Origin of the sequence: Chryseobacterium sp. CH21 (assembly GCF_004119445.1) — a bacterium.
In the GTDB taxonomy this organism is placed as follows: Bacteria; Bacteroidota; Bacteroidia; order Flavobacteriales; family Weeksellaceae; genus Chryseobacterium.
This window is the reverse complement of the sequence record NZ_QICI01000044.1, coordinates 1-12,591: the sequence shown is the minus strand read 5'-3', so window position 1 is coordinate 12,591 and position 12,591 is coordinate 1. Positions and strand designations below refer to the sequence as shown.

Annotated in this window: 7 protein-coding genes and 1 riboswitch; of the genes, 6 read left to right on the top strand and 1 reads right to left on the bottom strand. The window is 35.5% G+C overall.

All coding sequences use genetic code 11. The features are described from left to right. Positions 1–28 precede the first annotated feature (28 nt). The 4 genes from BOQ62_RS07915 to pckA all read left to right on the top strand — a co-directional run bounded on the left by BOQ62_RS07915 (position 29) and on the right by pckA (position 5,607). Positions 29–2,002 (top strand): LysM peptidoglycan-binding domain-containing protein, encoded by a 1,974-nt coding sequence (locus BOQ62_RS07915; protein ID WP_228413809.1) that lies wholly within the window; start codon positions 29–31, stop codon positions 2,000–2,002. 70 nt (positions 2,003–2,072) lie between these two features. Further along, positions 2,073–2,948 (top strand): ACP S-malonyltransferase, encoded by an 876-nt coding sequence (fabD, locus tag BOQ62_RS07910; protein ID WP_129038481.1) that lies wholly within the window; start codon positions 2,073–2,075, stop codon positions 2,946–2,948. A gap of 9 nt (positions 2,949–2,957) precedes the next feature. Then, a complete protein-coding gene (locus BOQ62_RS07905) occupies positions 2,958–3,863 on the top strand; it encodes a GYDIA family GHMP kinase (RefSeq protein WP_129038479.1) in 906 nt (301 codons plus the stop codon). A gap of 127 nt (positions 3,864–3,990) precedes the next feature. Continuing rightward, the gene (gene pckA, locus BOQ62_RS07900) at positions 3,991–5,607 is read left to right on the top strand and encodes a phosphoenolpyruvate carboxykinase (ATP) (RefSeq protein ID WP_129038477.1); all 1,617 of its coding nucleotides are present in this window, start codon (positions 3,991–3,993) and stop codon (positions 5,605–5,607) included. A 169-nt stretch (positions 5,608–5,776) separates the two neighbouring features. On the opposite strand, the gene BOQ62_RS07895 is transcribed toward pckA, so the two are convergent. Then, entirely contained in the window at positions 5,777–6,184 is a 408-nt protein-coding gene (locus tag BOQ62_RS07895) for a type II 3-dehydroquinate dehydratase (protein WP_129038475.1), read from the bottom strand. A 244-nt stretch (positions 6,185–6,428) separates the two neighbouring features. Continuing rightward, a riboswitch (SAM riboswitch) is annotated at positions 6,429–6,527 on the top strand. 83 nt (positions 6,528–6,610) lie between these two features. On the opposite strand from BOQ62_RS07895, the gene BOQ62_RS07890 reads away from it, so the two are divergent. Both BOQ62_RS07890 and BOQ62_RS07885 read left to right on the top strand, forming a co-directional pair. Then, positions 6,611–9,544, top strand: coding sequence for a SusC/RagA family TonB-linked outer membrane protein (locus BOQ62_RS07890; protein ID WP_129038473.1), 2,934 nt, complete (start codon positions 6,611–6,613; stop codon positions 9,542–9,544). Positions 9,545–9,564: 20 nt separating this feature from the next. Next, the gene (locus BOQ62_RS07885) at positions 9,565–11,058 is read left to right on the top strand and encodes a RagB/SusD family nutrient uptake outer membrane protein (protein WP_129038471.1); all 1,494 of its coding nucleotides are present in this window, start codon (positions 9,565–9,567) and stop codon (positions 11,056–11,058) included. Positions 11,059–12,591: the final 1,533 nt, after the last annotated feature.

The window sequence follows — 12,591 nt, the reverse complement described above, 5'->3', positions numbered from 1 at the left end:
GTATTTTTGTAAATTATAATTATCGAATATGATAAAGAGGTTTTTTATTCTATCCAGTTTATGTATGGTTTTGGGAGTTTCAGCCCAGAAATCACATACCGTTGTGCAAGGTGATAATCCTTACAACATTGCAAAAAAGTATGGAATAACTGTAGATGAATTGCTGAAGCTCAACCCAAAACATAAAGATGGTAAATTGGCTATCGGAGATGTTTTAACAATTAAATCAGAGAAAACAGCTACAGCAGCTGTTACCAAATCAGCTCCAGCTGAAAAAGCAATTGTAAGCACAAGTACTTCTTCTTTGGGGAAAATTGTTTTACAGCCAAAGCAGACCATTTACGGTATCACAAAACAATACAGAATTTCTGAAACCGATTTGAGAAAACTGAATCCTGAACTGGATTCTCACATGAAAATCGGAGACGAGATTACTTTACCTCTTGCAAGTATCAAAAAATATGGAGGTACTCAACAGGCTGTAACAGCAGAAAAACATGCTGAACCCCCTGTAGAAAAAACAATAACAACAATTACACCTACCGTTGTTACCACTGCTGTAGAAGGAGAATCTTATGTGATTCAGTCTAAAGACAATTATTATAGAATTACAAAGCAGTTTGGAATCAGCCAGCAGGATCTTTATGCTTTAAATCCAGGATTGGAAGAAAAAGGACTTAAACCTGGTGATACTATTAAAATAAAAAAATCCAGCACTAATAATACCAACAGCTCTGAAACAGTGGTTGAATCTACGAATCCAAAAGCAAAAATGGATTCAGGAAACGAAAAATCAACTACCTCTTCCAACGTTGCTGCGGGGGATGATTATGTAACCTATACCGTTCAACAAGGAGATACTGTATTCTCTATTGTGAATAAATTTGGTATTTCAATAGATGAACTTATAGCACTTAATCCTGACCTTTCACATGGATTAAAAACCGGAATGGTTTTAAAAATCAAAAAACAGGATGCAGCTTATATAAAGAAAAACGGAGACGCTCTTAGTGTTATCCTTATGCTTCCGTTTGGGTACAGTACCAACGAAACTCAATACAGAAGTATGGCTCTTGACTTTTTGACGGGAGCTAAGCTTGCTATCGAAAGAAATGCAAGAGGAGGCCAAAAACTGGACATTAAAGTAGTGGATTCAGGAAATGAAGCTTCATTCAAAAATTCTTTGACACAGATCAATCCTGATAATACAGATCTTATTATCGGACCTTTCTTTAAGTCCAATGTCATTGATGTTCTTGATTTTACCAAAAATCAGAAAATCCCGATTGTGGCACCATTTGCCAACTCTCCGGAATTATATAACTACAGTAATCTTATTATTGTTGAAACCAACAATCAGACCTATGCTGATAAGATTGTAGAAGAAGTAAAAGGAATTTATTCTGATCAGAAAATATATATAGTAGCAGACGCTAAAAAAGAAGATGCAAACTATATCAAAGCAGGACTTGAAAAAGCAGTAAAAAATCCAAATATTATTATTGTTAACTCTTCGGCAGATATTCAGCCGGATCAGAATATGATGACAGGACAGTCTGCACCAGTTATTGCCATTTTAGCCAGTGATGATAATACAGCAGGGGATGCTTTTGCCAACAGAATTGCTGCTATGTCTAAAGAAGTACAGGGAATGAAGGCATTCAGTATGTTTTATTCTCCAACTTTTGAGAAGAGAGTAGATGAGCTAAGCCAGGCAAGTCTTGTATATTTGATGGATAGAAAGATCAATACAGACGGAAACTTTGAAAAAGAAATTCTGGCTGCTTATAAAAACAAATACTGTAAAACTCCGCCGAAATATGCTATCGTAGGTTTTGATGTTGTCAATGACATGTTAACCAGAGAAAATAAAAAAGGAGAGATCTTTAAACAGATGAATAAGGTGCAGACTCAGCTTGCTACAAAATTTGAGTTTGTAAAATCTAAAGCTAATGGTGCTTATGTAAATACCGGTTATAGAGTAATCAGGTTAGTACCTTAAATGATTTATAACTGTTTAAAAGAATATTGTTAACATTATAATTATATTTGCATAATATTTAATTCAATACATGAAAGCACTTGTATTTCCAGGGCAGGGTTCTCAGTTCGTAGGAATGGGAAAAGAATTGTATGATTCTAGAAAAGATATTAAAGATCTGATGGAATCTGCCAATGAAATTTTAGGTTTCGACATTCTCTCCATTATGTTTAATGGCACGGATGCGGATCTTAAGAAAACAGAGGTTACCCAGCCTTCAATATTTATACATTCAGTAGCCGCATTAAAAGCCGTAAATGGTCTTGGTGCTGAAATGGTTGCAGGACACTCTTTAGGTGAGTTTTCAGCTTTGGTTGCCAACGGAGTTTTATCCTTTGATGACGGTTTGAAATTAGTTTCTGAAAGAGCAAAAGCTATGCAGGAAGCTTGTGATGCCAATCCAAGTTCAATGGCAGCTATCTTAGGATTAGAAGATGCTAAGGTTGAAGAAATCTGTGCACAAATCAGCGGAATTGTTGTTCCGGCAAACTATAACTGCCCGGGGCAATTAGTAATCTCAGGAGAAACACCTTCAGTAGAAGAAGCTTGCATTAAGCTGAAAGAAGCAGGAGCGAAGAGAGCATTATTATTACCCGTAAACGGAGCTTTCCATTCACCCTTGATGCAGCCTGCACAGGAAAGACTGGCAGCAGCGATTGAAAACACAAAATTCAGAAAAGCAACTATTCCTGTATATCAGAATATTACTACTACAGCGGTAACCAATCCTGATGAGATTAAACAAAATCTTATCGCTCAGCTTACAGGTCCTGTAAAATGGACTCAGTCTGTACAGAATATGATTAAAGATGGTGCCACTAACTTCGTAGAAGTAGGGCCAGGTAAGACCCTACAGGGATTGATCAAAAAAATTGATGGATCTGTAGACGCAGTTTCTGCAATCTAATAAAAATATATGAATGCGATATTTTCACCGGGCAAGCTTATGCTTACTTCAGAATATTTCGCAATAGATGGAGCTCTTGTCTTAGCGGTACCTACCAAGCTGGGACAAGAGTTTTTTTTTGAAGAAATAAAAGACGGAAAGTCACTTATTCTTTGGGAAGCCTATCATCAGAATACATTATGGTTAAGAGCTGTCATTGATTATAAAAACTGGCAGATTTTAGAAACCAATATTCCATCAAGCGCTGAATTTATTGCCAAAACATTACAAAATGTTCAGCTGCTTTCTAACAGTAAATTCAAGACTGATCTTAATTACCATTTAAAAACAAACCTTCAGTTTCCGGCAGATTATGGGCTTGGGAGTAGTTCTACCCTGATGAACAATCTTGCAGAATGGGCAGAGATTGATCCTTTTCATCTTAACTCCATCAGCTTGGGAGGAAGTGGATATGACATTGCAGTGGCGAAAGAAAAATCAGCAGTGCTTTTCCAAAGTAAGCCTGAGATAAAATATGAAAAGGTAAATTTTAATCCATCTTTTAAAAACGAACTGATTTTTATTCATTTAAATCAGAAGCAAGATAGCAGAGAAGGAATAAATTTTTACAAGTCGAAAAAGAAGTCTCCGGAATTGGTGAATGAATTTTCCGATCTCACAAAAAAAATATTGTTATGCAATGAATTGGAAAATTTTTCCGAATTAATGATGATTCATGAGCATAAAATATCCAATTTTCTTGAAATATCGACAGTTAAAGAGAAATTATTCTCAGATTGCCCTTCATTTGTCAAAAGTTTAGGCGCATGGGGTGGAGATTTTGTAATGAGTGCCAAATTTGGGGGCTATAAGAACTATTTTTGGGAGAAAGGTTTTACAACCGTTTTGGAATGGGAAAATATAATTGATTTATAATCAATATCTTACAAACCTGTTTTTTTATTTGCCATTCTGACTTATATCAGTATATTTAAACCGTCTTTAACAAATAATTAATATTATTTTTGTTGAAGTCAATAAAGAAATAGAAAATATAAGTAAAATGAAAAACACTAAAATCATCCAGGATTTAGAGAAATTAGGGATTAAAGGAAACTATGAGGTAGTGTATAATCCTTCTTACGAAGAATTATACCAGGCTGAAGTTTCTCCTGAAAATCAGGGGTTTGAGCAAGCTGAGCTTACAGAGTCTGGCGCAGTATCGGTAAAAACAGGAATTTTCACAGGTCGTTCACCTAAAGACAGATATATTGTTCAGGATGATGTTACAAGAGATACAATTTTCTGGGATGGTAAAGTAAACTTACCTACAACTGCAGAAATTTTCGGTTCTTGTAAAGAACTAGTGATGAATCAGCTTTCTGAAGCTAAGAAAATCTATGTAGTAGATGCATTCTGTGGAACAAATGCAGATACAAGACTTAAAGTAAGATTTATCGTTGAAGTAGCATGGCAGGCACATTTCGTGACCAATATGTTTATCCGTCCTTCTCACTATGAACTTGAAAACTTTGGTGAGCCGGATTTCACAGTAATCAACGGATCAAAAACAACAAATCCGAACTGGGAAGCTCAGGGACTAAACTCTGAAAACTTCATTATGTTCAACCTTACTGAAAAACTACAGATCATCGGAGGTACTTGGTACGGAGGTGAGATGAAGAAAGGTATGTTTGCAATGATGAATTATTACCTTCCATTAAAAGGTATGGCTTCAATGCACTGTTCTGCAAACGTAGGTGAAAAAGGGGATGTTGCTTTATTCTTTGGTCTTTCAGGAACAGGTAAAACTACTTTGTCAGCAGATCCTAAAAGATATCTTATCGGTGACGATGAGCACGGATGGGATAACAACGGAGTATTCAACTACGAAGGGGGATGCTACGCTAAAGTAATTGACTTATCAGAAGAAAAAGAACCGGATATTTTCAGAGCGATCAAAAGAGATGCACTTCTTGAAAACGTTGTTGTGAACAATGGAGTAGCAGATTATACTGATGGATCTATCACAGAAAATACAAGAGTTTCTTATCCAATCTATCATATCAACAAAATTGTATTGCCTTCTAAAGCAGGTCATGCTAAGAAGATCGTATACCTTTCAGCAGATGCATTCGGAGTACTTCCTCCGGTTTCTATCCTGAATGAAGATCAGGCTCAATACCATTTCCTTTGCGGTTATACTTCAAAATTAGCAGGAACTGAAAGAGGAATTACAGAGCCTCAACCATCTTTCTCACCTGCATTTGGTGAAGCATTCCTTACATTACACCCAACAATGTATTCTAAAACATTGATCGGTAAAATGCAGGAACATGGTGCTAAAGCCTATTTAGTAAATACAGGTTGGAATGGTACCGGAAGCAGAATCTCTCTGAAAGATACAAGAGCAATTATTGATGCTATCATTGACGGTTCTATTGATAATGCTCCAAAAACTCAGGTTCCAATCATGAACCTTGAGATTCCTACTGAATTACCAAATGTTTCTACAGGTATTTTAGATCCTAGAGATACCTATGAAAATGCTTCAGAATGGGAAGAAAAAGCAAAAGATCTTGCTTCAAGATATATCAAAAATTTTGAGCAATATTGTGATACTGAAGAAGGTAAGAAATTAATTGCTTCAGGACCTCAATTGCAGGAACAGACTATCTAATAGTTACCTATCAACATACAAAAAGCCTCATCATCGATGAGGCTTTTTTATTTTTGTTCCGCAGATTCAGTTAAGATGTTTATATTAAATCTTATCCTTTATCTTCATAAATTATCTTCTAATTATCCATATGCATCTGTGAAAATCTGTGCAATCTGTGGTTAAAAACTTATTTTAAACTCAATAAAGCCAATCTATACCCATCCATTCCAAAACCAGATAAAACCGCATCCGTATTAGCTGCTGTTACAGATTTTTGTCGGAATTCCTCTCTTTTGTAGATATTACTGATATGAACTTCTACTTTTGGTTTCCTGATATTTTTTAGACAGTCTGCAATAGCATAAGAATAATGAGTAAAAGCTCCCGGATTGATTACTACTGCATCAAAATCATCCTCCTGAAGTCTGTTGATAAGCTCTCCTTCAATATTAGACTGGTAATATTTTAATTCATGAGTTTGAAACTCGGATTTTAATATCTCCAAATAGCTTTCCATAGAAACATTTCCATAGATTTCCGGTTCTCTTGTGCCTAACAGATTAAGGTTAGGGCCATTGATGATCAAAACTTTCATACTATAAAATTAAAAACTTTTTTTAATTAATGGTCAAAAATTTCTTCATTGATTCGCTTTTCGTTAATTGAATTATTAATAATGATATTTATCATGTCTGATAAAATGATAAGGAGTGTAACACTTTGTTGTAGGGAGTTTTATTAAAAATTTACGTTAATTTTTGAAAAATTATCATGAAAAACAAATAAGTCTACTTGTTTTGTAGACTAAAAGTTTTTAGCTTTGCAACCATATTTCGATCGGCTTATAAAGAAAGATGGAGGGAACTGACCCTGTGAGATCTTGACAACCTACCCGTGGGGCAAGGTGTTACATTCAGCCTTTTTAGGAGAAATAAGCATTTGGTTTATCGTATTTATCGATGCCCTTTGCTGGCTTTTCTGCAAAGGGCTAAATTTTAATATATGATAAATAAAATTGATTATGATTAGCAAAAATTTATTCAATTCTAAAGCTTGGATACCTCCGGTTGCTGCTTTTTTTCTTGGAGTGACCAGTATGAATGCACAGAATTCCAAGCCGAAAAAAGATAGCCTTCATGAAAAGGAGATTGATGAAGTAGTAGTGGTAGCCTATGGAAAAGCTAAAAGAAACAGCTATACCGGTTCCGTAGCAACCATTTCAAGTGATAAAATTAATAACAGACCTGTCACCAATATTACCAAAGCATTGGAAGGACAGGTTGCAGGAATTCAAACGACCAGCGCATCTGGGCAGCCTGGTGCAGTTTCAACCATTCGAATCAGAGGAATTGGTTCCATAAGTGCTTCCAGTGATCCGCTATATGTAGTGGATGGGATTCCTTTTGACGGAAATCTGAACTCTATCAGCCCAAGCGATATTGAATCCATCAGTGTTCTGAAAGATGCTACAGCAAGTGCTTTGTATGGATCAAGAGGAGCTAACGGAATTATCATCATCACCACAAAGTCTGGTAAAAAAGGAGAAGCCAGAGTCAATTTTAATATCAGTCAGGGATTCTCCGGAAGAGCGGTGAAAGATTATGAACAGGTTAATACAGATCAGTATTTCCAATTGTATTGGGAAGCGTTGAGAAACGGATATCAATCTGGAAAAGTGAATGCTCAGCAAGCGGCTCAGATGGCAACGGACAACCTTGTTTCTTCATTGGGCATCAATCCATATGGAACTGCTTACCCTAAGCCGGTAGGAACAGATGGAAAACTATTACCTGGTGCATCGGCACTTTGGAATGACGACTGGAGAGACATTTTGCAAAGAGTAGCTTCGAGAAATCAGGTAGATCTAGACATCAGTGGAGGAAGCGAGAAAAGCAATTATTTCTTCTCACTGGGGTATCTGGATGATAAAGGAATGGCGATAGAATCAGGATATAAAAGATACAACACCAGATTAAAGATCAATTCTGAAGTGAAAAAATGGCTGAATGTCGGAGTGAACTTAAATTATACAAACAGTATTCAGCAGGCTCCTACTTCTTCAGATTCCAAGGCGAGCAACATCATCAATGCGGCAAGATTTATTCCTTCATTTTATCCTTATTATGAAAGAAATCCGGATGGTACTTATATTTTGGGATCTGATGGAAACCCGATTTATGATTTTGGAAAATACAGACCTACGAATGCTCTTCAGAATCAGAATGCTGCAGCAACACTGCCTTTAGATAAAAATGATAATAAAGAAGATAACTTCTCAGGAAAAGGATTCATGGAATTGACCTTCTTACCAGAGTTGAAATTCAAAACAAGTTTTTCTGTTGATTTGGTGAATTATAATGGACATTATTATTCAAATCCATTGTTGGGGCAAGGTGCCGAAATAGGAGGCTCGGTGACGAAAACCAATACAAGAACGCTTTCTTATACAACCAGTAATATTCTTACCTATGATAAGAAATTTGGAAAACATCACATCAATGCTTTGGCAGGACATGAATTCTATAAATACGATTATCAGACGATTTCCGGAACAAGAAGTCAGTTCTCACTGCCTTATTACTATGAGCCGGATGCAGCCTCTTTATTAGGAAGCTTCAGCGGAAACAGTAATAAATTAAGCTTATTAAGTTTCCTTGGAAAAGTAGAATATGACTATAATAATACCTATTTCCTGTCAGCTTCAGGAAGAGCAGACAGTTCTTCAAGATTTGCAAAAGATAACAGATGGGGAAGATTCTGGTCAGTAGGAGGTTCATGGAAGATATCCAATGAAGAATTTATTAAAAGCCTGAATGTCTTCAATCAATTGACATTGCGTGCCAGCTATGGAGGTCAGGGGAATGATAAATTGCTTAGACCTAACGGGCAGCCGCTTTATTACGCATATCAGGAACTATACAGATTTATCAGCCTTGGTGGTGAACCAGGGACAACACTGGAGAAAACGTCTACCAATAATGTGAAATGGGAAACCAATCTTAATTTAAACGTAGGATTGGAATTCGCTATTCTGAATAACAGAATTAAAGGAAATATAGAATATTTTAAAAGAAAAAGCCAGGATCTTCTGTTTAACATGCCGGTGGCACCATCTCTGGGAATCAGTGATTATCCTGCGAATATCGGAACCATTCAGAATACAGGGTTTGAATTTTCATTATTCACAACCCCAGTTAAGACAGATGATTTCCAGTGGAATGTAGATGTGAACTTGAGTACTTTAAACAATAAAGTAACCAAATTACCCGGAGGTTCTCTTGTGGTGGGAACTAAGTTATTAACAGTAGGAGGTTCTGTATATGATTTCTTTATTCCTGAATGGGCCGGGGTAGATCCAAGCAATGGAAAGCCGCTGTGGAAAACAGTTACTACAGATGCCAGCGGAAACTCAGTGGAAGGAACGACGTCAGAATATTCAAAAGCTACAAAACTGTTGCAAGGTTCTGCCTTACCTAAACTGACGGGAGGAATCAGTACAAGTATCAATTATAAGAATTTTGATTTCTCAGGGTTATTGACATTCAAAATAGGAGGCAAAATTTTGGATAATGACTATACTTCGATCATGCATAACGGAAGTGCAGGAGGACGCGCATGGAGCGCAGAAATGCTGAACAGATGGACTCCAGATAATCCTAACACGGATGTTCCTGGATTAAGTACAACAACAAATAACTGGACATCAACATCTTCCAGATTTTTATATTCCGGAACGTATGCAAGACTTAAAAATGTAAGCTTAGGATACACCCTTCCTGAATCTTATTTTGAGAAAATCGGACTTAAAAAGTTCAGAATTTATATTCAGGCAGAAAACCTTCTGACTTTCTATAAACATAAAGGAATGGATCCTGAGCAGGCTTTGGACGGAACAACGTATTACAGATATCCTGCAATGAGAACCATCACTTTCGGTCTTCAGGCAACTCTTTAATCTTTTATAAAATTGAAACAATGAAACAATTAAAATATATATCGTTTGCACTCATCGGGTTTTTGTCGCTGACAAGCTGTGAAAATGATCTGGATACTGCGCCAACGGATCAGGCTAACAGTGTGGAGGTTTTCAAAACCGCCGAAAGTGCCGAAACAGTGGTGAATGGTACCTGGGCAAAATTTAATAATGACGGGACAACGTATGCTAATATCGGTTACTCCACTGTTCTAAGAGCCAGTGATGCGATGGGAAGTGATGTAGCAGTGTTGACTAATAAATATGGTTTTGCTTCTACTTATGCTTTCACAGAGATGGTGAACACTACAGCAAGCCGTCCGTTGTTTATCTGGACTATGTTGTATTCTACCATCAATAATATGAATAATGTGATTACAAGAATTGATGGAACAGAAGGTAGCCAGGAGAAAAAGAATCAGGTGAAAGGACAGGCGAAAGCATTACGTGCTTTCTGTTATCTGAATCTGGCGAGCTTTTATCAGTTCAGCTACCTGAAAGACAAAACAGCTTTAACGGCTCCCATTTACACTGAACCTTCCACAACAAGTACAGTAGGGAAGAAAAGAGCGAGCCTTGAGGAAATCTATACTTTGATTAAAAGTGATCTTACCGATGCGGATAACCTGTTGAAAAGCTATACAAGAAATAATAAGGATAAGATCAACCGTGCTGTTGTGAACGGACTTTTAGCAAGAACCTACCTGAATACCGGTGAATGGAGTAAAGCTTCAGCATCGGCCAAAATTGCAAGAGAAGGTTCTCCTTTAATGGCTCCGGAAAAATATAAAGATGGCTTCAATGATATCAACAATGTTGAATGGATCTGGGGGCATGCACAAACTCAGGAGCAGTCTGATGCGAGCTATGCCTTCCATTATCTGGATGTATCATCATCAGGAAGTTATTATTACAGCTTTATGGCGGATCCTTATTTTAAAGACCTTTTTGATGCCAATGATATCAGATCCCAGTTGTTTTCATGGGACGGACAGAAAGGAAGAGAAGGATTGCTGAGATATGCTAAGTTTAAATTTAAACCAACCCTTATTGCAGATATTGTGTACATGAGAGCTGCGGAAATGTATCTGATTGAAGCTGAAGCTGAAGCCAGAAACGGAAATGTTTCTCAAGCTGTAGCAGTTCTGAATCAGTTGAAATCAGCAAGAAATGCCAATATTTATAATGGTTCATTATCTCAGAACGCGGTGATAGATGCTGTTTTAATTGAAAGAAGAAAAGAATTATTCGGAGAAGGATTCTCCCTTTCAGATATTATCAGAACGCAGGGTACAGTGGTAAGAAAGCCATTTGTAGATGCAGATGGCAAACCGATAAAAGTACAGATCACTACACCGGACGGAACAGTGAAAACCGTAGACGGTAAAGGACATTCTGTTCTTGATTTCCCGGATAAATCGGCTTTCACACCCAACAGTAATTATTATTTATTCAGTATTCCACAAAGAGAATCTGAAAACAACCCGAACTTATAAGAGGACATACTTATAATTAGATTTGATTTTTAGCCACTGCTTTTGCGGTGGCTTTTTTAATAAAAAACTGTAAAAAACAAAATCAGAATAGGAATCTTCCTATTCTGATTTAAATATATTACACTATTAAATTAATCAACCTTTTTCGAGAATAAATAATAATTTTTAACTCGTAGATTTTAAATTTATACTACTTTATTTTCAACTAGTAAAAGTTTAATAAGTAAAAAAATAAACAAAGCTATAGGAAACCAGAGGATAAAACCTGTGAGTACGTAAGCTATTTTATATTCAAAGTCATTAAATTTTATAGTATCCAACCTTTTTTTTCTAATAAAAGCAAAAAAGGGTATTGTTAATATAATGAAAAATGCATATTTCACCAACTTATTATTCGTTGAAAATCCCAGAACAGTAGAAATTTTATTGATTATAATAAATACAAAATCTACACTTTGAGGGATTAAAAAAAAGTATAGAGGAATGTATATATAAAAAAAATGAGAATGCTATTCATATAAGCATCGCTATCAGTTTTATTTCGCTTTTTCAAAAACTGATAGATCATAAAAGGTATAAATAAAAAATATTTCATTTAGTGTGCAAAATTAAGCTTTTGATTACTAATTAATGGGTTCACACCAAACAGTAGTTATTATTTATTCAGTATTCCACAAAGATGATCTGAAAACAACCCGAACTTATAAGGGGACATACTTATAATTAGATTTGATTTTTAGCCACTGCTTTTGCGGTGGCTTTTTTGTGAAATAAAAATCCCCCAAATGATTGGGGGATTGATGATACTTATTGTTTTGCTAACATATCTGAAGCTTTGATATTACTTCTGTACAGATTCATCCGGAAATTGTAACCTATACGTAGGTAAAATAAATTCATATAGTTTTGTTTCAATTTGATTATACTTCTCTTTGTCTTCCCAATCGATATTACATGGTAAATTATCCACATTTTCATTTTTATTAAAACTGATTGTTGAACTTAAGAAGAGTTCATTATTATCATTAAATGTACAATTGTGCAAATTTCTAGGTTGTAGTTTTAAATACAAATTATAAATGTCTTTAATGTTTTTGTTGTCAGATTTAATGTCACTGTTTTTATCTTGTAATTTCCATCGGGATATAATTGTTTTACTTGATAGATTGCGGTTTTGCTATCATAAGATTTAATTCTATCAATTACTTTATCATGATAAAAAATATCCTTATACACCAAATGAATTTCATCTTTTTTCTGAGCTAGACAGCTTTGATGAACAATGAAGTAGATGATCAATAAGGAAATTTTTAGTTTTGATGTAAATAGATTCATTCAGATGCTTGATTTGTAATGATACTTTATTATAACAGTAACCCGTTGTGCATTATGAATGCAAAAAAATAAGTTGTTCATTCGATTGAAAACCAGTAATTTTTTTGCTACAAAACATTTACAATGAACAACTTAATTGCAAATTACGGAAGAATTTTGGAAGTTTTACGGGAAATTTCAGATGAAACACTTTTATCT